The following is a 23,041-nucleotide window of genomic DNA, read 5'->3' as shown; positions in this document are numbered from 1 at the left end:
TTCATCCCATCATGCAGAGATCCGCGCTGGTCCTACATGGTCGGAGCGGGTGATCCTCGACGCATGCGTCCCGCTCATGTCCTCCTCGCCGTCCTCGTCGCCGCCGTCTGGGGCGTCAACTTCGTCGTCATCGAGGTGGGCCTCGACCACTTCCCGCCGCTGCTGTTCTCCGCCCTGCGGTTCCTGGCGGCGGCGCTGCCCGCGGTGTTCTTCGTGGGGCCGCCCAAGGTCGCGTGGAAGTGGATCGTCGGGGTCGGACTCGTCCTCGGGGTGGCCAAGTTCGGGCTGCTGTTCATCGGCATGGACGCGGGGATGCCGGCCGGGATGTCCTCCCTCGTCCTGCAGATCCAGGCGGTGTTCACGGCCCTCTTCGCCTTCGTGGCCCTCGGCGAACGTCCCGGCCGCGTACGCGTCCTCGGCATGGTCATCGCGCTCGCGGGCATCGGCGTCGCGGCGGTCGACGAGGGGGAGGCGGGGCCGCTCACGGCCTTCGCGCTGCTGGTCGGCGCCGCCGCCTGCTGGGGCGCGTCGAACGTCCTGACCCGCAAGGCGTCCCCGCCCGACTCCCTCAACTTCATGGTGTGGGTGAGCACGGTCCCGGTCCTGCCGCTGCTCGGGCTCTCGCTGCTCTTCGAGGGCCCGGGCGCGGACCGCGACGCCCTGGCCGCACTGGACTGGCAGGGCGTCGGGATCATCGTCTACGTCGCGTGGATCACGACCGTCTTCGGCTTCGGCGCCTGGGGTTACCTGCTGCGCCGCCACCCGGCGTCGACCGTCGCGCCCTTCTCGCTCCTGGTCCCGGTGTTCGGGATGTCCGCCGCCGGACTCGTCCTCGGCGAGTCGGTGAGCGCCCTCGGGTGGTGCGCGGCGGCGCTCCTGGTCGGCGGGGTGGGCCTGGCGTCCTTGGCGGGTGGCAGGCGTGGCGGTACGGGAGCCGTGACCGGCGTCAGGCCTGACGGGCAAGGAGGCGTGACAGGAAGTCCCGTCCCTGGCCCAGGCGTTCGGGAAGCGGCTTCGCCTCCTCGTACCACCGCTTCTCGTACTCCCAGCACAGCCAGCCGTCCCGGTGCTCCCCGCTGAGCAGCACGTCCACGCACTCGGCGAGGGGCAGGACGCCCTCGCCGAGGCCCAGCGGCGTCGTGTCGTCGGCCGACGCGATGTCCTTCACCTGGACGTAGCCGAGGTACGGGGAGAGCGCCGCGTGGCTGTCGGCGGGGGACTCGCCGCCGAGCCAGGTGTGCATCACGTCCCACAGGGCGCCCGCGTTGCGGTGGCCGACCGCACCGAGCACGCGGGTCGCCGCGGCGCCGGTGCGGTGCGAGTCGTGGGTCTCCAGAAGGATGCGTACGCCGAAGTCCGCGGCGGACTCGGCTGCCGTGCCGAGCCGTCGTGCGGCGGTCGCGTCGGCCTCGTCCGCGCTCTGCTCGGTGCCGCCGCCGGGGAAGACGCGGATGAAGGGGGCGCCCAGGTCGCGGGCGAGGGTGAGCAGGGAACGTATCTCTTCGAGCACGGGCCCGTCGTCGCCCGGCTCGGCCACGCGCGCGTACCCGCAGACGCCGAGGATCTCGATGCCCGCGGCCTTGAACTGGGCCGCCACATCGGCCCGTTCGGCGAGATCGATTCCCGGGTGGACCGGCTCTTCGGGGTGCGCGCGCAGTTCGATGCCGTGATAGCCGTGGGTGGTGGCCAGGTTCAGCACGTCGGCGAGGGGGAGTCCGGGCACGCCGAGGGTGGAAAAGGCGAGTTTCATGTCGCAGACCCTAGGTGCAGTTGCCAGTCCTGCCCCACGAGGTCGACGCCGAAGGAGCGGTGCGGCTTCTCGTCGACGAGGACGAAACCGTGCTTCTGGTAGATGGAGCGGGCGGCGCCGAGGATGTCATTGGTCCACAGGACCATCTCGCGGTAGCCGACGCCGCGCGCGAACTCGATGCACGCGCGCACCAGTTGATCCCCGATGCCGTGTCCCCGGGCGTCGGGCTCGACGAGCAGGAGCCGCAGCCGGGCGGTCCCCGGCGCGTCGTCGCGCACGCACATCACGCAGCCCACGGGCCGCCCGTCGAGTTCGGCGATCCACGTCCGCTCCAGATGCGGGTCGTGATCCTCGGCGTAGTCGGCGATGATCCGCGCGACCAGACCTTCGTAGTCGGCGTTGAAGCCGTACTCCGCCGCGTACAGGGCGGCGTTGCGCTGCACGATCCACCCGAGGTCACCGGCCCCGGGCTCGCGCAAGAAAGGGCGTGAGGGCTCCTTGCCCTCGCGGTCGGCCAGGATCTCCCGGACGGTGCGCAGGGCGTCCGCGAGGCGGGGCCGCTCGCGGGCCGGGACGGTGGACAGCAGTGATCCCATGGCTTCGTTGGACCGCTCGTCCAGCAGCCCCGCGGTCTCGCGCCCCCGCTGGGTGAGCGTGATGCGCTGGCGCCGCGGATCGCGCTCGGAGGGGGCGCGCTCGATGAGCCCCGCCTTCTCGAACTTGCCGAGCAGGCGGCTCAAGTACCCGGCGTCGAGCGTGAGTTCGGAGCGCAGGTCGGCGGCGTCGGGGCGGGACGAGTGAGCGATCTCGTAGAGGACCCGGGACTCGGTGAGGGTGTACGGGACGTACAGCTGACGGCTGTAGTCGAGGGCGCCGATGAGGTTCGTGTAGAAGCGGTTGAAGGCGCGGATCTCATGGATCGGCGTATCGGAGGCGTGTGACATGACGATTCCCTCCCGGGGCGACCGGACAAGCCACCCTTGACTGAGTCAACGGTACGCCGCCCCCTCCATGACCGCCATGCCTCTGGCCTACCGGCACGGCGGCGCCGTGGATCCCCGCACCATCAGCTCCGCCTCGATCGTCGCGACGCCCCCGGGCGGTGCCTCCTCCGCACCCGTGGCCAGGCGGCCCGCCCGGGCGCCTGCCTCGTGCAGCGGCAGGCGTACGGTCGTCAGGGCGGGGACGGCGTCGATCGAGAAGGGCAGGTCGTCGAAGCCCGCCACCGAGATGTCCTCGGGGATGCGCAGGCCCTGGTCGCGCAGGGCGGCCGCGGCGCCCAGGGCGACCGTGTCGTTGGCGGCCACGACGGCCGTCAGGTCCGGGTCGCGGCGCAGGAGTTCGAGGGTCGCCTCGTAGCCGGACCGGCGGGTGTAGGGGCCGTGGACGGTCAGTTCGTCCGGGTCGCCCTTGCCCGTGTCCGACGCCGCGAGCGCGGCCCGGTGGCCCTCCAGGCGGTGCCGGGTGGTCGTGCGCTCCATCGGGCCCGCCACGTACCCGATCCTGCGATGCCCCAGCGTCAGCAGATGCTCCGTGAGCCGCCGCCCGCCGCTGCGGTTGTCGAAGGTGAGCGTGGCCGCCACCGCGTCCGAATCCGCGAGGGGCGGCCGTCCGCAGAGCACGATCCGGGTGCCCGCGTCCGCGAGGCGCGCCAGCTTCGCGGACATCGCGGCGGCGTGAGCGGGGTCCTCCAGGGCGCCGCCGGTCAGGATGACCGCGGCGGCGCGCTGGCGCTGCAGCAGCGTCAGATAGGTCAGCTCGCGCTCCGGGGAGCCCCCGGTGTTGCAGACCACGGCCATCCGCTCGCCGCCGGCGCGCCCGCCGGGGCCGCCGATCTCGGACTGGACGGCGCCCGCCATGATCCCGAAGAAGGGGTCGGCGATGTCGTTCACCAGGATGCCGACCAGGTCGGACGTGGCGGCGGCGAGCGAACTCGCGGGCCCGTTGAGGACGTAGTCGAGGTCGTTCACGGCCCGCAGGACACGCTCCCGGGTGGCCGCGGCCACCGGGTAGTTGCCGTTCAGCACGCGGGAGACGGTCGCGGGGGAGACCTGGGCGCGGGCCGCCACATCGGCCAGGGTCACGGTCATCTCGTCGTCCTCCGGTCACGGCTCTGGTCCGAAGCCCTTGTCCGAACCTTGTGCGGCAGGCTAGCTTCTTCTCGTATAGAAAGCGCTTGCTATACGCTTACCTGCGTACGGAGGGACCCCTGTGACTCGCAAGACGGTGCGCATCGCCATGAACGGTGTGACGGGACGGATGGGCTACCGCCAGCACCTCGTCCGCTCCCTGCTCGCCCTGCGCGAGCAGGGCGGACTCGCCCTCCATGACGCCGACAACACGGTGCTGTGGCCCGAGCCGGTCCTGGTGGGCCGCAGGGAACACGCCCTGCGGGAGATCGCGGACCGCCACGGACTTGACGCCGAGAAGGCCGTCTCGACCGACCTGGACGCGGTCCTGGCCGACCCCGCCATCGACATCTACTTCGACGCGCAGGTCACCTCGGCGCGCGAGGAGGCCATCAAGCGGGCCATCGCCGCGGGCAAGCACATCTACACCGAGAAGCCATCCGCGACGGGCCTCGCGGGAGCCCTCGAACTGGCCCGCCTCGCCCAGTCCGCCGGCATCAAGCACGGCGTCGTCCAGGACAAGCTCTTTCTGCCGGGACTGCTCAAGCTCAAGCGCCTCATCGACGGCGGCTTCTTCGGCAAGATCCTGTCCGTCCGGGGCGAGTTCGGCTACTGGGTCTTCGAGGGCGACTGGCAGAGCGCCCAGCGCCCCTCCTGGAACTACCGCGCGGAGGACGGCGGCGGCATCGTCGTCGACATGTTCCCGCACTGGGAGTACGTCCTGCACGAGCTGTTCGGCCGCGTACGCAGCGTCCAGGCGCTCGCCGCGACGCACGTGCCGCAGCGCTGGGACGAGCGGGACAAGCCGTACGACGCGACGGCCGACGACGCCGCGTACGGCATCTTCGAGCTCGAAGGCGGCGTGATCGCCCAGATCAACTCCTCCTGGACGGTCCGCGTGAACCGCGACGAACTCGTCGAGTTCCAGGTGGACGGCACGGAGGGCTCGGCGGTCGCGGGCCTGCGCAACTGCCGCGTACAGCACCGGAGCAACACCCCCAAGCCGGTCTGGAACCCGGACCTGCCCGTCACCCACTCGTTCCGCGACCAGTGGCAGGAGGTCCCCGACAACCAGGAGTTCGACAACGGTTTCAAGGCGCAGTGGGAACTGTTCCTGCGGCACGTCTACGCCGACGCGCCCTACCACTGGGACCTGCACGCGGGCGCGCGCGGCGTACAGCTCGCCGAACTGGGCCTGAAGTCCTCGGCCGAGGGCCGCCGCATCGAGGTGCCGGAGATCGCACAGTGACGCTTCAGCTGCCGCGGCCGGACGGCACGACGTACGCGTACGAGCCGTGCCGCACCCCGCTGTCCGCCGACGCCGGAACCTCCCCCCTCACCTCCCGCACGGTCTTCTCGGCGGCCCACGTCGTCGCGGACCCCTGCGCCGACGTGTCCCCGGACTCCCCGGCGGCCGTCGACTGGGACGCGACCCTCGCCTTCCGCCGCCACCTGTGGGCGCAGGGCCTGGGCGTCGCCGAGGCGATGGACACCGCGCAGCGGGGGATGGGCCTGGACTTCAAGGGCGCGGCGGAACTGATCACGCGTTCCGCGGCGGAGGCGAAGTCGGTGGGCGGCGCGATCGCCTGCGGTGCGGGCACGGACCAACTGACCGGCCCCGCGGACCTCCTGACGGTCCGCGGGGCCTACGAGGAACAGCTGGCCCTGGTCGAGTCGAGCGGCGCCCAGGTGATCCTGATGGCGTCCCGGGCGCTCGCGGCGGTGGCGAAGTCGCCGGACGACTACCTGGAGACGTACGGCCACCTCCTGCGTCAGGCGAGCGAGCCGGTGATCCTGCACTGGCTCGGCCCGATGTTCGACCCGGCGCTCACCGGCTACTGGGGCAGCGAGGACCTGGACGCGGCGACCGAGACCTTCCTGGAGGTCATCACCGCGCACCCGGACAAGGTCGACGGCATCAAGATCTCCCTGCTCGACCCGGGCCGCGAGATCGCCCTGCGCCGCCGCCTCCCGGACGGCGTCCGCTGCTACACGGGCGACGACTTCAACTACCCCGAACTGATCGCGGGCGACGACCAGGGCTTCAGCCACGCCCTGCTCGGCATCTTCGACCCGCTGGCGCCGCTGGCCGCGCGGGCGGTGCGCCTGCTGGACACCGGTGACACGAAGGGGTTCCGCGCCTGTCTCGACCCCACGGTCGAACTGTCCCGCCACCTCTTCCAGGCCCCCACCCGCTTCTACAAGACGGGGGTGGTCTTCCTGGCCTGGCTGGCGGGCCACCAGAGCCACTTCACGATGGTGGGCGGCCTGCAGTCGGCCCGTTCGCTGCCGCACCTGACCCGCGCCTACGAACTGGCCGACGGGCTCGCCCTGTTCCCGGACCCGGCCCTGGCCGAGTCCCGCATGAAGTCCCTGCTCACCACGTACGGAGTCCAGCAATGAGCGTGACCGGGAGCGGAGACCTGGCGCGGTTCTCCATCAACCAGATGACCGTCAAGCAGCTGTCCCTGCCGGAACTGGCTGAAGCCTGCACGGACTTGGGCGTCACCGGGGTCGGCCTGTGGCGGGAGCCGGTCCAGGCGTACGGCCTGGAGGCGACCGCCAAGCTGATGCGCGACGCGGGCCTGACGGTGACCACGCTCTGCCGCGGCGGATTCCTGACGGCCATCGAACCGCACGCGCGCATGGCGGCCGTCGACGACAACAAGGCGGCGATCGACGAGGCAGCCGCCCTCGGCACGGACACGCTGGTCCTGGTCTCCGGCGGCCTGCCCGTCGGCAGCAAGGACCTGCACGGGGCCCGCTCACGGATCGCCGAGGCCCTTGCGGAGCTCGCTCCGTACGCCGCCTCGCGGGGCATCCGCCTGGCCATCGAACCCCTCCACCCCATGTTCGCCTCGGACCGCTGCGTGGTCTCCACGCTGGCCCAGGCGCTGGACCTGGCGGAGCAGTTTCCGGCTTCGCAGGTCGGGGTCTGCGTGGACACGTACCACGTGTGGTGGGACGACAGGGCTCCCGCGCAGATCGACCGCGCGGGACGCGGCGGCCGCCTCCACGCCTTCCAACTGGCCGACTGGATCACCCCGCTCCCCGAGGGCGTCCTCAACGGCCGCGGCCAGCTGGGGGAGGGTTCCATCGACCTGCGCGCATGGCGCGCCCTGGCGGAGAAGGCGGGCTACGGGGGCCCCATAGAGGTCGAACTCTTCAACGACACCCTGTGGACCCACCCCGGCGTAAAACTCCTCACAGAAACAACCCAAAGCTACGTACAACACGCCTGCTAGCCCCAAAAATGGCTGGGTTGCAGGAAAGTCCCGTAAAGGACACCGCTTGGCGGCGTGCCGACGGGACTTTCTTGCAACTGCTCAGTTCGGGGCGGTCTTGAGGGTGCGTATCAGGGCGTGGAGGGGGGCGGGGGTTGTGGTGAGGGCGATGTCCGGGGTGTCGCTCTCCCGGAGGCGGATTGTGCCGTCGGGGGTGGCGGCGACGTAGACGCAGTTCGATGCGTCTCCGCTGTACGTGGACTTCTGCCAGTCGTACGTGTGCATGGTCGTGATCCTCAGAGTTCCTGGGTCAGCTTGTGGATCAGATCGCGTGACAGGGATGGCTTGAGTGCCCCCTTCTCCATGCGGTCCAGCACGGAGCGGTACTTAGCCAACTGTGCCTCTGCGTCTAGAAATTCGCAGCCGTGGTGCGTGTCCAATTGGACAGTATCGAGTCGCGGGACTGGCCCTGCGAGGTAGTCGACGGACTGCCCGGTCCCGGGGAAGGGGGTATGTCCGAAGGGGATCACTCGGACAGACACATGGGGTAGTTCGCTCATTTCGATGAGGTGCTGGAGCTGTGCGCGGCTGGCGGCTGGACCCCCGAATCCCATCCGCAGGGCTGACTCGTGAATGACTGCGGTGTACGGGGTCGAAGTTGCCCGGTGGAGGATCTCCTGGCGCTTCATACGGTGCGTCAGGCGGTGTTCGATCTCGTACTGCCGCATGGGTGGAACCACCTCGCGGAAGAGCGCGCGGGCGTGATCCGTGGTCTGCAGGAGGCCAGGGATGTGAATTACCAGGGCGACCCGCAACTCGGAAGCATGGTGCTCCAGTTCGGCGAGATCGATCAAGCTGGACGGCAGGTGATCGCGGTACTCGTCCCACCAGCCTCGTTTCCGGCCGCCCGTCATTGAAGCCAATGCGTCGATCAGGGGTTCATCAGCACAGCTGTAGCTGCGTGCAAAAGTGCGGACCCGGTCAGCGCTTACGGGGTAGCGGCCTGCCTCGATGCTGCTGATCTGCCCTTGCTTGAGGCCGAGAAGCGTTGCGGCGGCGGTGGCGGTCAGCCCGGCGTGCTCGCGGAGCTTGCGTAGTTCCGTTCCCAGTCGCCGCTGACGCAGGGTGGGATTGGTGCTGGGCGGCACGTGCGCCTTCTCTCTTCTCGGACTGCACCCTCGGATCACCCACACGAGGGAAACATGAAGCTAATCCCCAGTTCGGTATCAAGTATTACACCGACTGCCCTACGGTTGCTGCCAAGCCGCCCAACTGGCCGCGTCCGTAAGCCGGAAGAGCACCGCACCATCGCGGTACCGCCACCGCTGGACGCAGTCCTGGACGGCTCATGCCCCCTTCCTTCCTGGAGATCCCCATGGTCACCGTAGCCCCACCCCAAGGCTGGTCCTACGCCCTCCACTTGCCCCATGATCCAAGAGCGCCCCGCGTAGCCCGTATGACCTTGAGAGCCGCGCTCACCGGGCACGGCATGGGAGAACTCCTCGACGTTGCCGAGCTGTTGACGTCGGAGATGGTCACCAATGCCTACCGGCACACCAAAGGGCCCTCCTCGCTGCGGCTGCGGTCCGTTCGGCACGGGCGGCTTCGGGTAGGGGTATGGGACAGCAATCCCCACATTCCGGCCCCCTTCGACAAACCTCCCGGCGCATACGGTGCGCCGCACGTGGCAACGGACTCCGACAGCGGGCGCGGACTCCTCCTCGTACGCCACTGCGCGGACGCGTGGGGCGGGTGGCCGCTCGGGGATCAGCTCTTCGGCAGCGGGGGGAAGCTTCTGTGGTTCGAGGTCGGGGAGCCTGCGGGGTGCGGTCTGCAACACCTTCGGTGATCTTGTAAGCCCCCTGAAACTCCAGAGCCCCGAACAATACGGGAGGCGATGTGCCTCAGCCGCGAGGAGACCGGGCCCCACGCACCCGCACCCGGCATCGAGACGCGAGGGGGTGTGCCGGTCCGCCCGGAGCACGGTTCGCGGTACTCCCGAGGTGAAGCAAAAGAGCGCCCACCGGCGGATAGCGAGGACGGGCATACCGGCGCGGCACACACGGACCCGCACCGCCCCCGAGCGCGCTACCGCTTCTTGCCACCGCCCAGGATCTGGTTCAGGAGGTCGCCGATGCCGCCGCCCCCGGGGGAACCCGTGGCGCCCGGCTTCGGCGACGTCCGGGCCCGCTTCGTCAGCACCGTCAGGAGCACCGGGATCAGGAGTTCGATCACCCGGGTCACGGTGGCCGCGGGCAGCCCCGTCTTCTTCGCCACCGCGGTCGCCACCGGCTTGCTCATCTTCGCCAGGACACCGGAGAGCATGCCGCCCGCGGCCAGACCGCCGAAGCCCCCGAACCCGGCGATCCCCTGCGGAGGAGGTTCGGCGGGCGCCGTCTCGGCGAGCGCCTGCTCGACCTCCGCCGCCTCCGCGGGGTCCTCCGCCTTCTCCTGGAGGTTCCCCGAGAGCGCGTTCACCGTAGTGCCCACGACGTCCTGCGCCCCCGCGGCGTCCGTACCGAGAAGCCCCGCGATCTCCTGGAGCTTGTCGTCGCCGAGTTCGTCGAGGACGTCCCTCTGCAGCGAGGTCTCGGGCGTGGAGTTTTCGGGAGATTCTTCGCTCATGCGTTAAAAGTTACGTCTGCCCGACTTCGTCGGCACCCCGAAAATACTTCGCCTTGCCCGTGCAACCCTTCCCGCCCGACGCGGGTCGTACTGTGCGTCGGGACTTCCGTGGGGGGAGATCTGGGGGGATCAGCGGAGTTCCGGCAGGGGAGGGGAGACCCGAGGGGGCCCGGTCGAGAGACCGGGCCCCCTCGAAGTTGTCCACAGGCTTCCCGCGCTGTCAGCGCCGGGCGATAGCGTCTGCTCATGTCGAGTCCAGCCAGAGCAGCGGCCGCGTCGGCGGTGGTCGAGGGGGTCCTGGAGAGGATCACCTACGCGAACGAGGAGAACGGCTACACGGTCGCCCGTGTGGACACCGGCCGCGGCGGCGGCGACCTCCTCACCGTCGTGGGCGCACTGCTCGGCGCCCAGGTGGGAGAGTCCCTGCGCATGGAGGGCCGCTGGGGCTCCCACGCCCAGTACGGCAAGCAGTTCACGGTGGAGAACTACACCACCATCCTCCCCGCCACCATCCAGGGCATCCGCCGCTATCTGGGCTCGGGCCTCATCAAGGGCATCGGCCCCGTCATGGCCGACCGCATCACCACCCACTTCGGCGTGGACACCCTCGACATCATCGAGCGGGAGCCGAAGCGGCTCGTCGAGGTCCCGGGCCTCGGCCCCAAACGGACCAAGATGATCGCGGCGGCCTGGGAGGAACAGAAGGCCATCAAGGAAGTCATGGTCTTCCTCCAGGGCGTGGGCGTCTCCACCTCCATCGCCGTCCGCATCTACAAGAAGTACGCGGACGCCTCCATCTCCATGGTGCGGAACGAGCCCTACCGCCTCGCCGCCGACGTCTGGGGCATCGGCTTCCTCACCGCGGACCGCATCGCCCAGTCCGTCGGCATCCCGCACGACAGCCCCGAACGCGTCAAGGCGGGCCTGCAGTACGCACTCTCCCAGTCCACCGACCAGGGCAACTGCTATCTCCCGGAGGAGCGCCTCATCGCCGACGCGGTGAAGCTGCTCCAGGTGGACACGGGCCTGGTCATCGAGTGCCTGGCGGAGCTGGCCAAGGAGGAGGAGGGCGTCGTACGCGAACGAGTCCCCGGCCCCGAGGGCGAAGGCGACGTCACGGCCGTCTACCTCGTCCCCTTCCACCGTGCGGAACTCTCCCTGTCCGCCCAGCTCCTGCGCCTCCTGAGGGCCCCGGAGGACCGCATGCCGGCCTTCCAGGACGTGGCCTGGGACAAGGCCCTGTCCTGGCTCGCCACCCGCACGGGCGCCGACCTCGCGCCCGAGCAGGAGGAGGCGGTCAGGCTCGCGCTGACGCAGAAGGCGGCCGTCCTGACCGGAGGCCCGGGCTGCGGCAAGTCCTTCACGGTCCGCTCCATCGTGGAGCTGGCCCGCGCCAAGAAGGCCAAGGTCGTCCTCGCCGCCCCCACGGGCCGTGCCGCCAAACGCCTCGCCGAGCTCACCGGAGCCGAGGCCTCCACCGTCCACCGCCTCCTGGAGCTGAAGCCGGGAGGGGACGCGGCCTACGACAAGGACCGCCCGCTCGACGCCGACCTCGTCGTCGTCGACGAGGCGTCCATGCTCGACCTGCTCCTGGCCAACAAGCTGGTGAAGGCCGTCGCCCCCGGCGCCCACCTCCTGTTCGTCGGAGACGTGGACCAGCTGCCGAGCGTCGGCGCCGGCGAGGTGCTGCGGGACATGCTCAGCGAGCACAGCCCCATCCCCGCGGTCCGGCTCACCCACATCTTCCGCCAGGCCAAGCAGTCCGGCGTCGTCACCAACGCCCACCGCATCAACTCCGGGGTGCCGCCCATCACCCAGGGACTCTCGGACTTCTTCCTCTTCGTGGAGGACGAGACCGAGGACGCGGGCCGGGTCACGGTGGACGTGGCCGCGCGCCGCATCCCTGCGAAGTTCGGCCTAGACCCGCGCCGCGACGTCCAGGTGCTCGCGCCCATGCACCGCGGCCCCGCGGGCGCGGGCAACCTGAACGGCCTGCTCCAGCAGGCCATCACCCCGAGCAGACCCGACGTACCGGAGAAGCGTTTCGGTGGCCGGGTGTTCCGCGTCGGCGACAAGGTCACCCAGATCCGCAACAACTACGAGAAGGGGCAGAACGGCGTCTTCAATGGCACCGTCGGAGTAGTCACCTCGCTCGACTCCGATGAGCAGCGGCTCACGGTCCTTACGGACGAGGACGAGGAGATTGCGTACGACTTCGACGAACTGGACGAACTGGCGCACGCGTACGCGGTCACGATCCACCGCTCCCAGGGCAGCGAGTACCCGGCGGTGGTGATCCCCGTGACCACGGGCGCGTGGATGATGCTCCAGCGGAATCTGCTCTACACCGCGGTCACCCGCGCCAAGAAGCTGGTCGTCCTGGTCGGTTCGCGCAAGGCTCTGGGGCAAGCGGTGCGCACGGTCTCCGCGGGCAGACGCTGTACGGCCCTGGATTTCCGGCTCGCCGGAGGCCGTGGAAAATTTTGATCGATCAAACGAGTAGGAAAGGTCACAGAGCACTTCCGCAACCGGGGCGCAGGGGGGCAGGATGAGTAGGTTGGCGGCACTCAGTGCCGCCAATAGGCCCAATGGTCGACCCCGAGTGCACTCTCCAGGGCCAAATGGGGGATGGTAGAGACAGTCAGGGCACCTCGAAGAAGAGGCACAACGTCGGTGAGGGATGACGTGAGCGACAACTCTGTAGTACTGCGGTACGGCGATGGCGACGAGTACACCTACCCGGTGATCGACTCAACTGTCGGCGACAAGGGCTTCGACATCGGGAAGCTCCGCGCCCAGACCGGTCTGGTGACCCTGGACAGCGGCTATGGCAACACCGCCGCCTATAAATCCGCCATCACCTACCTCGACGGCGAGCAGGGCATCCTCCGGTACCGCGGCTACCCGATCGAGCAGCTGGCCGAGCGCTCCACCTTCACCGAGGTGGCGTACCTGCTGATCAACGGCGAACTGCCGAAGGTCGACGAGCTCGCCAGCTTCAAGAATGACATCACGCAGCACACGCTGCTGCACGAGGACGTCAAGCGGTTCTACGACGGCTTCCCGCGTGACGCCCACCCGATGGCGATGCTGTCGTCCGTGGTCAGCGCGCTGTCGACGTTCTACCAGGACAGCCACAACCCGTTCGACGAGGAACAGCGCGACCTCTCGACGATCCGCCTGCTCGCCAAGCTTCCGACGATCGCGGCGTACGCCTACAAGAAGTCCGTGGGCCACCCGGTCGTCTACCCGCGCAACGACCTCGGCTACGTCGAGAACTTCCTGCGCATGACCTTCTCGGTGCCGGCCGCCGAGTACGACCTGGACCCGGTCGTCGTCTCCGCGCTGGACAAGCTCCTGATCCTGCACGCGGACCACGAGCAGAACTGTTCGACCTCCACCGTGCGTCTGGTGGGCTCGTCGCAGGCGAACATGTTCGCCTCGATCTCCGCCGGCATCTCGGCCCTGTGGGGCCCGCTGCACGGTGGCGCCAACCAGTCCGTCCTGGAGATGCTCGAGGGCATCAAGCAGGACGGCGGCGACGTCGACACCTTCATCCGCAAGGTGAAGAACAAGGAAGACGGCGTGAAGCTCATGGGCTTCGGGCACCGCGTCTACAAGAACTTCGACCCCCGGGCGAAGATCATCAAGGCGGCGGCGCACGACGTCCTCTCGGCTCTCGGCAAGGACGACGAGCTGCTCGACATCGCGCTCAAGCTCGAGGAGCACGCGCTGGCCGACGACTACTTCGTCGAGCGCAAGCTCTACCCGAACGTGGACTTCTACACGGGTCTCATCTACCGCGCGATGGGCTTCCCGACCGAGATGTTCACCGTGCTGTTCGCGCTGGGCCGGCTCCCGGGCTGGATCGCGCAGTGGCACGAGATGATCAAGGAGCCGGGGTCCCGCATCGGGCGCCCGCGCCAGATCTACACCGGCGAGGTTCTCCGGGACTTCGTCCCGGTCGAGGGCCGCTGACCCTTCCAGGCCGCCGGGCCAAGCGAAAAGCGCCCCGCCGTCGATCCCCCCACGGGTCGACGGTCGGGGCGCTTTCCTGTTTCCCGGTGCGGATTCCCCCCACGGGATCCGGCCGGGCGTCTGTGGTGGCAGCGCGCCAGTCGTACTGCGATCTGCCGGGACCCGTACGGATCGGGAGGGCCGCTCAAAGCTCCCCGGTGCACGTGTCCCGGCCAACGCATTCCTAGGAACATCCCCCAAGATGTCCCCGATGTCTAGAGACGTCCCCCAAGACGTCCCTGGCATCGTCCTCTTAGACTCGCGAGCCCCCCGAATGGTTACGTTGGGATCGCTGTGATCTGCGTCTCCTGCATATGTCCTGTACATGCGCAAGAGGCCCGATATGCCGATCGAGACTCAGGCGTGAGAATGCTGCGACCAAGATGTGAAGAGCTTATGTGAAGTTCCTGAGACGGAGGCTGTTGGTGACAACAAAGACCGAAGAAAATGCCATCGCGGCCCCGGCGATCATCGGATTCAGGAGCCCGGCGGCGGCGAGCGGCAGCGCGGCGACGTTGTAACCGAAGGCCCAGAAGAGATTGCCCTTGATCGTGGCGAGGGTCTTACGGGAGAGCCTGATCGCGTCGGCCGCCCCGCGCAAGTCCCCGCGCACCAGCGTCAGATCACTCGCCTCGATGGCCGCGTCCGTGCCCGTGCCCATCGCGAGACCCAGATCGGCCGTGGCGAGCGCGGCGGCGTCGTTGACGCCGTCCCCGACCATCGCGACCACCTTGCCCTCGTCCCGCAGCCGCCGCACGACGTCGACCTTCTCCTCGGGCAGCACCTCGGCGTACACGGCGTCCGCCCCGATGCCCACGGACTTGGCCACCGCCCGGGCCACGGCACGGTTGTCGCCGGTGAGCAGCACCGGCGTCAGGCCCAGGGCCCGCAGCTCGCGCACCGCCTCGGCACTGGTGTCCTTGACGGTGTCGGCGACGGTGAGGACACCGCGGGCCACGCCGTCCCAGGTCACCAGGACGGCCGTACGTCCCGCCTCCTCGGCCCGCGCCCTGAGCGAGGCCACCGAGGCGAGTCCCTCGACTCCCGCGTCCGCCAGGAGCCCCTCACGGCCCGCGAGCACCAAGTGCCCTTCCACCGTGCCGCGCACGCCCGACCCCGCGACGTTCTCGAAGCCCTCCACGGCGGGCAGCGCGCCCACCGAGAGCCCCAACTCCGTGGCGGCGCCCGCGGCGACCGCCTGTGCCACGGGATGCTCGGAGGCGTGCTCCAGGGCCCCCGCGAGCCGCAGCAACTGCTTCTCCTCGGTCTCCCCGGTGGCGTACACGTCCCGCAGGGTCATGCGCCCCGTCGTCACCGTCCCGGTCTTGTCCAGGACGATCGTGTCCACCCGCCGCGTGGACTCCAGGACTTCGGGGCCCTTGATGAGGATGCCGAGCTGCGCGCCCCGCCCGGTACCGACCATCAGGGCGGTCGGGGTCGCGAGGCCGAGGGCGCACGGGCAGGCGATGATCAGGACGGCGACGGCCGCGGTGAAGGCGGCCGTCATGTCGCCGGTGGCGCCGAGCCAACCGCCGAGCGTCGCGGTGGCGATCATCAGGACCACCGGCACGAAGATCCCGGCTATCCGGTCGGCCAGGCGCTGCACCTGGGCCTTGCCGGTCTGCGCGTCCTCCACCAGCTTGGCCATCCTGGCGAGTCGGGTGTCGGAGCCGACGCGCGTCGCCTCGACGACGAGCCGCCCCGAGACGTTCGTGGTCGCTCCGGTCACCGCGTCGCCCGCGGCCACGTCCACCGGGACGGACTCGCCGGTCAGCATCGAGACGTCGACCGCGGACGCGCCGTCGACGACGGTGCCGTCGGTCGCGACGGTCTCCCCGGGGCGTACGACGAACCGGTCGCCGACCACCAGGCGCGCGACCGGTGTGCGGACCTCCGTGCCGTCGCGCAGCACGGCCGCGTCCTTGGCGCCCAGTTCGAGCAGCGTGCGCAGGGCCGCGCCCGCCTTCCGCTTCGAGCGGGCCTCCAGCCAGCGGCCGAGCAGGATGAACGTGATGACGCCCGCGGCGACTTCGAGGTAAAGCGTCGAGGCGGCGTCGGCGCGCGAGACGGTGAACGTGAAGCCGTGCCGCATCCCCGGCATTCCCGCGTCACCGAGGAAGAGCGCCCACAGCGACCAGCCGAACGCGGCGAGCGTGCCCACCGACACCAGCGTGTCCATGGTCGCGGCGCCGTGCCGCAGGTTCGTGAACGCGGCACGGTGGAAGGGGTATCCGCCCCAGACGACGACGGGCGCGGCCAGCGTCAGCGAGAGCCACTGCCAGTTGTCGAACTGGAGGGCAGGGACCATCGCGAGCAGGACCACCGGCAGCGAGAGCAGCGCCGAGCCGATGAGCCGCTGCCGCAGGGTGTCCGGTTCCGTGATGTCGGCGGTGGTCGCCGGAGCCTGTGGCTCCGGCGGTTCCGGGACGATCTCCGCCGCGCTGTAGCCCAGTTTCTCGACCGTCGCGATCAGTTGCGCGACCTCGACCCCGTCCGCGTACGAGACCTTTGCCTTCTCCGTGGCGAGATTGACCGACGCGGTCACGCCCTCCACGCGGTTCAGCTTCTTCTCGATGCGGGCGGAGCAGGAGGCGCAGGTCATTCCGCCGACGGCGAGTTCGACTTCGTTCATGGCTCTTTCATACGGCTGGGGTGAAGCGGCTGCGGGCCCTGTGACGGTGTCACAGGGCCCGGGGTACCCGGCAGGGGGTGGGTCAGGCCTTGCTGACACCGGCGAGTTCGTAGCCCGCCTCGTCGACCGCGGCGCGGACGGCGGCCTCGTCGAGCGGGGCCTCGGAGACCACGGTCACCAGGCCGGTGGCGGCGACCGCCTTGACGGAGCTGACGCCGGCGATCTCCGAGATCTCCTCGCTGACGGCGCCCTCGCAGTGACCGCAGGTCATGCCGGTCACCTCGTACACGGTCGTCACGGCGCCCTGCGGCGTCGCGGCGGCGCCGTCGGAGTGGCAGGAACCGCTGGGGGAGCAGCAGGAGCCGGTGGTCTCGGCCTGCGGGAGCTCGGTCTGGGCGCTCATGTCGTTCTCCTCGATGAGGGTGCGGCGTGTGTGCGTGCCTGTATATGCGTCGTAATGTGCAGGAGTGGTCCCGGTGTTCCCGGAGACCCCCTGACACTCACCACTGTATACCCCTAGGGGGTACACCTCAATGAGGGGGCCGCTCCGGACCCGAGGGTGGTGTACCACCGGGGCGGTCAGTCTCTGCGCCCGCGGTTGCCGGGCCTCGCGGCGACCCAGGCGCGGATGGTGTCCGCGTACCAGTAGGGCTTCCCGGACTCCACGTGGTCGGGGTCGGGGAGCAGGCCGTGCTTGCGGTAGGAGCGCACGGTGTCGGGCTGCACGCGGATGTGTGCGGCGATGTCCTTGTAGGACCAGAGCTTGCGGTCGGTCATCTGTGGCACCTCCCTGCGATCGCCGCAGGGGCGGCTCGGGGGGAGCCGTCGGGGGAGCTGCGGCGTGACGCTGGCGATCAACTCAGCCTGTTCCCGGAGAACGACGCGGAGTGACCGCCGGAGGGTGGCTGTCGACCGGCTGTGACGAGGAGCCCGCGTATACGGGACATGTGTGACAGAAAGAGGTTCTTTGTGACGCGTGTGATGCGAAGCGAGCCGGATGCGACGGGGGCCGGGCGCCGCGGGAACTAGGCGCCGCAGGAACGCAGATACGAGCGGGTGCGGCGGGCGATGGGCAGCGGCTTGTCCGGCGGGCAGGGGTACATGTCCTGCTCGACGATGGCGAACAGGTCGACGCCCAGCTTCTGGGCCGCCGCGAGGACCGGTTCGAGCGCGGGCACCCCGGTCGGTGGCTCGCACATCACGCCACGGGCCACGGCGGGACCGAACGGCATCTCCTGCGCGCGCACTTCGGCCAGGACGGCCGGGTCGACCTGCTTGAGATGCAGATAGCCGATGCGCTCGCCATACGTCTCGATCAGCTTGACGCTGTCGCCGCCGCAGTAGGCGTAGTGGCCCGTGTCCAGGCAGAGCGAGACGAGGGCGGAGTCCGTCGCGTCGAGGAAGCGGGTGACGTTCTCCTCGTCGTCGATGTGCGTGTCGGCGTGCGGATGGACGACCACGCGCAGGCCGTACTGCTCACGCACCTCGTACGCCAGCCGCTCGGTCTGGAGGGTGAGCTGACGCCACTGATCCGGGGTGAGCGTGCGGTCCTCCAGGACCTGGCCGGTCTTGTCGTCGCGCCAGAAGGAGGGGATGACGACGAGGTGCTCGGCGCCCATCGCCTGCGCGAGCGCGGCGTTCTCGGCCACATGCGCCCACGTCTTGTCCCAGACGGCGGGGCCGTGGTGCAGGCCCGTGAAGACCGTCCCGGCCGACACCTTCAGGCCACGTTTCCGGGTCTCTTCGGTCAGTACGGCCGGGTCGCTCGGCAGATAGCCGTACGGGCCGAGCTCGATCCACTCGTACCCGGAGTCCGCCACCTCGTCGAGGAAGCGGCTCCAGGGGACCTGGCCCGGGTCCTCGGGGAACCACACCCCCCACGAGTCGGGTGCCGAACCGATCCGGATGCGTGACAGCGTCGTCATGACTTCAAGCTTTCAGGCCGCCGCGGAACGGTGTCAAGGAGTGGTCCGAATGTAAGGACAATGTGTTGACAGGGGTCATGGGGCGGAATAGACCTAGGGGTGACCTCAAGGGGGCGATGTCGAGAAGGAGTGCAGGGTGACCGATCCGTACGACGCCAGCGATCCGCACGACGTCAGCGATCCGTACGACGTGATCACGATGGGCCGGATCGGGGTGGATCTGTATCCCCTGCAGGCCGGGGTGGCGCTCGCCGACGTCAGCACCTTCGGCAAGTTCCTGGGCGGCTCCGCGTCGAACGTCGCCGTCGCCGCCTCCCGGCTCGGCCGCCGCGTCGCCCTCGTCACCCGCACTGGCGCCGACCCCTTCGGTGACTATCTGCACCGGGAGCTGCGGGAGTTCGGCGTCGACGACCGGTGGGTGAGCGCGGTCGCCGGCCTGCCGACCCCGGTGACCTTCTGCGAGGTCTTCCCGCCGGACGACTTCCCGCTCTACTTCTACCGGCAGCCCAAGGCGCCCGACCTGGAGATGTACGAGAAGGAGCTCGACGTGGACGCCATCGCGTCCGCCCGGGTGTTCTGGATGACGGGTACGGGGCTCTGCGCGGAGCCCAGCAGGTCGACGACGCTGGCCGCGCTGCGCCACCGGGCGAAGGCGGGGCTCACCGTCTTCGACCTCGACTGGCGGCCGATGTTCTGGGAGCGGGCCGAGGAGGCGCGGGGCTTCTACGCCCAGGCGCTCGCGCGGGCCACCGTCGCGGTCGGCAACCTGGACGAGGTGGAGATCGCCACGGGCGTGCGGGAACCGGAAGCCGCCGCCCGCGCGTTGCTGGACTCCGGCGTCGAACTCGCCGTCGTCAAGCAAGGCCCCGAGGGGGTCCTCGCGATGAACCGCGCGGGCGAGCGCGCACAGGTGCCGCCGCTGCCCGTGACGGTGCTCAACGGCCTCGGCGCCGGGGACGCCTTCGGCGGGGCGCTGTGCCACGGGCTGCTCGCGGGCTGGGAGTTGGAGCGGATCATGCGGTACGCGAACGCGGCGGGGGCCATCGTCGCCTCCCGTCTCGAGTGCTCCTCCGCGATGCCGTTCCCGGACGAGGTCGAGGCGGCGCTCGCGGCGGGAGCCGTGCACGCATGATCGACCTCTCCGAACTCATCCGGGTCAGGGCCCAGCACCCCGAGGCCATCGCCGAGGCAGCCGCCCGGCGCGTCCGGCGTCCGCTGCTCGGCGACAGCGGGCGGCTGATGATCATCGCCGCCGACCACCCGGCCCGGGGCGCCCTCTCCGTGGGCGGGGACAGGCTGGCCATGGCCCACCGCGGGGACCTGCTCGAACGGCTCTGCCTCGCGCTCTCCCGGCCCCGCGTGGACGGCGTGCTCGCCACCGCCGACATCCTCGAAGACCTCCTGCTGCTCGGCGCCCTCGACGGCAAGGTCGTCATGGGGTCGATGAACCGCGGCGGGCTCGCGGGGGCCTCCTTCGAACTGGACGACCGGTTCACGGGCTACCGGGCCGAGGACATCGACCGGCTCGGGTTCGACGCCGGGAAACTGCTGCTGCGGGTCGACTACGACGACGCCGGATCGCTCGACACGCTGCACTCCAGCGCCCGCGCGGTCGACGCCATGGCGGCCCGCAAGCTGCCGGTCTTCGTCGAGCCGTTCCTCTGCCGCCGCGCCCCCGAGGGCGGACCGCCGCGCAACGACCTGAGCGCCGAGGCCGTCACGACGTCCATCGCCATCGCCTCGGGGCTCGCCGGGACATCGGCGTACACCTGGCTGAAGGTCCCGGTGACCGAGAATCCGGACGACATGGCGCGCGTCATGGAGACCTCGACGCTGCCCGCCGTCCTCCTGGGAGGTGACCTCGGTGACGACAGCGACGCCGCGTACGAGAAGTGGCGCGGGGCGCTCCAACTGCCGACCGTGCACGGCCTCGTCGCGGGGCGCACGCTGCTGTACCCGGCGGACGGCGACGTGGCGGGCGCCGTCGACACCGCCGTCGGACTGCTGTAGGAGGGCCACATGACGTACGTACCGAAGGGCAGCGCGGCCGAAGGGCCGTACGCCCTCGAACTCGACCCGAAGCGGTCCGGTCTGGTCTTTTCCGCGCTGCGCGTGGTCGACATCGAACCCGGCGCCACCCACTCCTTCGCCACCGGGGAGAGTGAATGGATCGTGCTCCCGCTGACCGGCGGCTGTACGGTGCACGCAGAAGGCGAGATCATTGAACTGCTGGGCCGTCGATGCGTGTTCAGCGGAGTGAGCGACTTCGCCTACGTGCCTCGTGACGCCCAGATCCAGATCGCCTCCGGCGCGGGAGGCCGCTTCGCCCTGGCAGGAGCGAAGTGCGAGCGTCGACTCCCCGCCCGCTACGGCTCCGCGCCGGAGGTTTCCGTCGAACACCGCGGCAGCGGCACCTGCGCCCGCGAGGTCCGCAACTTCGCGTCCGCCGACGCCTTCGACTGCGACCGCCTCATCGCCGTCGAGGTGATCACCCCCGGCGGCAACTGGTCCTCGTACCCGCCGCACAAGCACGACGAGCACCGCCCGGGTGTGGAGGCGGAGCTCGAAGAGATCTACTACTTCGAGATCGAGCCCGGCGACGCGGGCCAGGAAGGCTTCGGCTACCAGCGGGTCTTCCCCTCGCGCCCCGGCGGCACCGACGTCCTGGCCGAGGTCCGGACGGGGGACGCCGTGCTCGTCCCTGACGGCTGGCACGGCCCGTCGATCGCCCAGCCGGGGCACCGCATGTACTACCTGAACGTGATGGCCGGTCCCGGCGAGGAGCGGGAGTGGCGGATCTGCTTCCACCCCGACCACACGGAGGGATACCGATGACAGTGGAGGCAAGGCGATGACCACGATCAGGCTGACCACCGCGCAGGCCCTGGTCCGCTTCCTGTCCCGGCAGTTCACCGAGCGCGACGGCGAGCGGCAGCGGCTGATCGGCGCCACCTGGGGCATCTTCGGGCACGGCAACGTGGCGGGCATCGGCCAAGCGCTCGTCGAGTACGCCGACGAGATGCCCTTCCATCAGGGCCGCAACGAACAGGCCATGGTGCACGCCGCCGTCGGGTACGCCCGCCAGTCGGGCCGCCTGTCCACGCACGCCGTCACCACCTCCATCGGCCCCGGCGCCACCAACCTCGTGACGGGCGCCGCCCTCGCGACCATCAACCACCTGCCCGTCCTGCTCCTGCCCGGCGACATCTTCGCGACCCGCCCCGCCGACCCGGTGCTCCAGCAGCTCGAAGTCCCTTACGCGGGCGACGTGTCGGTGAACGACTGCCTGCGCCCGGTGTCGAAGTACTTCGACCGCGTGACCCGGCCCGAGGCCCTGATCCCGGCCGCGCTCGCCGCGATGCGCGTCCTGACGGACCCGGCGGACACCGGCGCCGTCACGCTCGCGCTTCCGCAGGACGTCCAGGCCGAGGCGTACGACTGGCCGGAGGAGTTCTTCGCGGAGAGGGTGTGGGGCGTACGCCGTCAGGCTCCCGATCCCCGCGAACTGGACGCCGCCGTACGGGCCGTGCGCGCGGCGCGGCGCCCGCTGATCGTCGCGGGCGGCGGAGTCCACCACAGCGCGGCCGAGGAGGCGCTGCGGGTCCTCGCGGACGCGACCGGCATCCCCGTCGCCTCCACCCAGGCCGGGAAGGGCTCCCTGCGGTTCGACCACCCCGCGGACGTCGGCGGCATCGGGCACACGGGCACGGCCACCGCCGACGAACTCGCCCGCGCCGCCGACCTGGTGATCGGCGTCGGCACCCGCTACAGCGACTTCACCACCGCGTCGGGCACCCTCTTCACCGAGCCCGCCGTGCGCTTCCTGAACCTCAACATCACCGCGTTCGACGGCCACAAGATGGCGGGCACGCCCCTCGTCGCGGACGCCCGCGCCGGCCTGGAGGCGCTGACCGGAGCCCTGGAGGGGTGGCGGGTGGCGCCCGCGTACGTCGCCGAGTACACCGAGGACAAGGCGCGCTGGGAGCATCGCGTCGACGCGGCGTTCGCGGCCGACGAACCGGACGTACGGCCCACACAGCTCCAAGTCCTCGGACTGCTGGACGAGTTGGTCACCGACGAGGACGTGCTCATCAACGCGGCGGGCTCGCTCCCCGGGGATCTCCACAAGCTGTGGAGGACGCGCTCGCCCCGGCAGTACCACGTCGAGTACGGCTACTCCTGCATGGGATACGAGATCCCCGCCTCGATCGGCGTCGCGCTCGCGGCGCCGGGCCGCCCGGTCTGGGCGCTGGTGGGCGACGGGACGTATCTGATGATGCCCACCGAGATCGTCACGGCCGTCCAGGAGAACATCCCGGTCAAGGTCGTGATCCTGCAGAACCACGGGTACGCCTCCATCGGCGGGCTCTCCGAGTCCGTGGGCGCGGAGCGGTTCGGCACGGCCTACCGCTACCGGGAGGCGGGCGGGAGGTACACCGGCGCCCCGCTGCCCGTGGATCTCGCGGCCAACGCGGCCTCGCTCGGGATGCGGGTGATCCGCGCCAAAACAGTGGCTGACCTGCGGGATGCCCTCGCGGACGCGCGGGCGGCCGACGGTCCCACATGTGTCTACGTGGAGACGGAAACGGCAGACACAGTGTCGCCCCCGCCCCCGGCGCAGGCGTGGTGGGATGTGCCCGTGGCCGAGACCGCGGACCGACCGTCGGCGGTCAAGGCCAGGAAAGAGTACGACCGGCACGTCTCAGCCCGACGCCGCCACCTGTGAGAGTAGGGATGCT

General features: G+C 70.1%; 20 protein-coding genes and 1 pseudogene. 11 read left to right on the top strand and 10 right to left on the bottom strand.

What is annotated here, in order from left to right; all coding sequences use genetic code 11:
* The first annotated feature begins 63 nt into the window (after window positions 1-63).
* Window positions 64-1,080 (top strand): EamA family transporter, encoded by a 1,017-nt coding sequence (locus tag ACWFRU_RS04210; protein WP_453684399.1) that lies wholly within the window; start codon window positions 64-66, stop codon window positions 1,078-1,080.
* Here the strand turns inward: ACWFRU_RS04210 and ACWFRU_RS04205 are convergent.
* The 3 genes and pseudogenes from ACWFRU_RS04205 to ACWFRU_RS04195 all read right to left on the bottom strand — a co-directional run.
* A pseudogene (locus tag ACWFRU_RS04205) lies at window positions 1,031-1,750 on the bottom strand (sugar phosphate isomerase/epimerase family protein); the annotation flags it as partial. The gene ACWFRU_RS04210 and the pseudogene ACWFRU_RS04205 overlap by 50 nt on opposite strands.
* Window positions 1,747-2,694: a bifunctional helix-turn-helix transcriptional regulator/GNAT family N-acetyltransferase gene (locus ACWFRU_RS04200; RefSeq protein ID WP_453684397.1), complete on the bottom strand. Its 948-nt coding sequence runs from the start codon at window positions 2,692-2,694 to the stop codon at window positions 1,747-1,749. The pseudogene ACWFRU_RS04205 and the gene ACWFRU_RS04200, both read right to left, overlap by 4 nt.
* Window positions 2,695-2,781: 87 nt before the next feature.
* Complete coding sequence (locus ACWFRU_RS04195) at window positions 2,782-3,840, bottom strand: LacI family DNA-binding transcriptional regulator (protein ID WP_453684395.1); 1,059 nt, start codon at window positions 3,838-3,840, stop codon at window positions 2,782-2,784.
* 121 nt (window positions 3,841-3,961) lie between these two features.
* Here ACWFRU_RS04195 and ACWFRU_RS04190 point away from each other — a divergent pair, with 121 nt between their 5' ends.
* Genes ACWFRU_RS04190 through ACWFRU_RS04180 form a run of 3 tightly spaced genes read left to right on the top strand, consistent with a single transcriptional unit; the run spans window position 3,962 to window position 7,124 of the window.
* Entirely contained in the window at window positions 3,962-5,128 is a 1,167-nt protein-coding gene (locus ACWFRU_RS04190; protein ID WP_453684393.1) for a Gfo/Idh/MocA family protein, read from the top strand.
* A complete protein-coding gene (locus ACWFRU_RS04185) occupies window positions 5,125-6,282 on the top strand; it encodes a dihydrodipicolinate synthase family protein (protein ID WP_453684392.1) in 1,158 nt (385 codons plus the stop codon). The genes ACWFRU_RS04190 and ACWFRU_RS04185 overlap by 4 nt, the downstream gene beginning before the upstream one ends.
* Window positions 6,279-7,124, top strand: coding sequence for a sugar phosphate isomerase/epimerase family protein (locus tag ACWFRU_RS04180; RefSeq protein ID WP_453684390.1), 846 nt, complete (start codon window positions 6,279-6,281; stop codon window positions 7,122-7,124). Before ACWFRU_RS04185 ends, ACWFRU_RS04180 begins: the two co-directional genes overlap by 4 nt.
* An 81-nt stretch (window positions 7,125-7,205) precedes the next feature.
* On the opposite strand, the gene ACWFRU_RS04175 is transcribed toward ACWFRU_RS04180, so the two are convergent.
* Both ACWFRU_RS04175 and ACWFRU_RS04170 read right to left on the bottom strand, forming a co-directional pair.
* Window positions 7,206-7,388: a DUF397 domain-containing protein gene (locus tag ACWFRU_RS04175; RefSeq protein ID WP_453684388.1), complete on the bottom strand. Its 183-nt coding sequence runs from the start codon at window positions 7,386-7,388 to the stop codon at window positions 7,206-7,208.
* An 11-nt stretch (window positions 7,389-7,399) separates the two neighbouring features.
* A complete protein-coding gene (locus ACWFRU_RS04170) occupies window positions 7,400-8,251 on the bottom strand; it encodes a DUF5753 domain-containing protein (protein ID WP_453684386.1) in 852 nt (283 codons plus the stop codon).
* Between the two features lie 227 nt (window positions 8,252-8,478).
* Here ACWFRU_RS04170 and ACWFRU_RS04165 point away from each other — a divergent pair, with 227 nt between their 5' ends.
* Complete coding sequence (locus tag ACWFRU_RS04165) at window positions 8,479-8,952, top strand: ATP-binding protein (RefSeq protein WP_453684538.1); 474 nt, start codon at window positions 8,479-8,481, stop codon at window positions 8,950-8,952.
* A gap of 239 nt (window positions 8,953-9,191) precedes the next feature.
* Here the strand turns inward: ACWFRU_RS04165 and ACWFRU_RS04160 are convergent, their stop codons facing one another.
* Complete coding sequence (locus tag ACWFRU_RS04160; protein WP_453684385.1) at window positions 9,192-9,728, bottom strand: DUF937 domain-containing protein; 537 nt, start codon at window positions 9,726-9,728, stop codon at window positions 9,192-9,194.
* A gap of 246 nt (window positions 9,729-9,974) precedes the next feature.
* Between ACWFRU_RS04160 and recD2 the strand changes: the two genes are divergently transcribed.
* Together recD2 and ACWFRU_RS04150 are read left to right on the top strand one after the other, a co-directional pair.
* Window positions 9,975-12,215 carry an SF1B family DNA helicase RecD2 gene (recD2, locus tag ACWFRU_RS04155; RefSeq protein WP_453684383.1) on the top strand — a complete coding sequence of 747 codons (2,241 nt, stop codon included), beginning with the start codon at window positions 9,975-9,977 and terminating at the stop codon, window positions 12,213-12,215.
* Between the two features lie 198 nt (window positions 12,216-12,413).
* Window positions 12,414-13,706 (top strand): citrate synthase, encoded by a 1,293-nt coding sequence (locus tag ACWFRU_RS04150; protein ID WP_453684381.1) that lies wholly within the window; start codon window positions 12,414-12,416, stop codon window positions 13,704-13,706.
* Window positions 13,707-14,139: 433 nt separating this feature from the next.
* Here the strand turns inward: ACWFRU_RS04150 and ACWFRU_RS04145 are convergent, their stop codons facing one another.
* From ACWFRU_RS04145 to ACWFRU_RS04130, 4 genes are all read right to left on the bottom strand, one after another.
* Window positions 14,140-16,377 carry a heavy metal translocating P-type ATPase gene (locus ACWFRU_RS04145; RefSeq protein ID WP_453684379.1) on the bottom strand — a complete coding sequence of 746 codons (2,238 nt, stop codon included), beginning with the start codon at window positions 16,375-16,377 and terminating at the stop codon, window positions 14,140-14,142.
* A gap of 82 nt (window positions 16,378-16,459) precedes the next feature.
* On the bottom strand, window positions 16,460-16,780 hold the full coding sequence (locus ACWFRU_RS04140) for a heavy-metal-associated domain-containing protein (RefSeq protein ID WP_453684377.1): 321 nt from the start codon (window positions 16,778-16,780) through the stop codon (window positions 16,460-16,462).
* A gap of 176 nt (window positions 16,781-16,956) precedes the next feature.
* Window positions 16,957-17,154 (bottom strand): MarR family transcriptional regulator, encoded by a 198-nt coding sequence (locus tag ACWFRU_RS04135; RefSeq protein ID WP_451203820.1) that lies wholly within the window; start codon window positions 17,152-17,154, stop codon window positions 16,957-16,959.
* Between the two features lie 248 nt (window positions 17,155-17,402).
* Window positions 17,403-18,302, bottom strand: coding sequence for a sugar phosphate isomerase/epimerase family protein (locus ACWFRU_RS04130; protein WP_453684375.1), 900 nt, complete (start codon window positions 18,300-18,302; stop codon window positions 17,403-17,405).
* 136 nt (window positions 18,303-18,438) lie between these two features.
* On the opposite strand from ACWFRU_RS04130, the gene iolC reads away from it, so the two are divergent.
* The 4 genes from iolC to iolD are packed head-to-tail and all read left to right on the top strand — an operon-like array spanning window position 18,439 to window position 23,028.
* Complete coding sequence (iolC, locus tag ACWFRU_RS04125; RefSeq protein WP_453684374.1) at window positions 18,439-19,434, top strand: 5-dehydro-2-deoxygluconokinase; 996 nt, start codon at window positions 18,439-18,441, stop codon at window positions 19,432-19,434.
* Window positions 19,431-20,312, top strand: coding sequence for a Cgl0159 family (beta/alpha)8-fold protein (locus tag ACWFRU_RS04120; protein WP_453684372.1), 882 nt, complete (start codon window positions 19,431-19,433; stop codon window positions 20,310-20,312). Before iolC ends, ACWFRU_RS04120 begins: the two co-directional genes overlap by 4 nt.
* 9 nt (window positions 20,313-20,321) lie before the next feature.
* Window positions 20,322-21,137: a 5-deoxy-glucuronate isomerase gene (gene iolB / locus ACWFRU_RS04115; protein ID WP_453684370.1), complete on the top strand. Its 816-nt coding sequence runs from the start codon at window positions 20,322-20,324 to the stop codon at window positions 21,135-21,137.
* A 16-nt stretch (window positions 21,138-21,153) separates the two neighbouring features.
* Window positions 21,154-23,028 (top strand): 3D-(3,5/4)-trihydroxycyclohexane-1,2-dione acylhydrolase (decyclizing), encoded by a 1,875-nt coding sequence (gene iolD, locus ACWFRU_RS04110; RefSeq protein WP_453684368.1) that lies wholly within the window; start codon window positions 21,154-21,156, stop codon window positions 23,026-23,028.
* The last annotated feature ends 13 nt before the right edge of the window (window positions 23,029-23,041 follow it).

The organism is Streptomyces sp. NPDC055099 (genome assembly GCF_053607685.1).
This window is presented reverse-complemented; position numbering and strand designations above follow the sequence as displayed.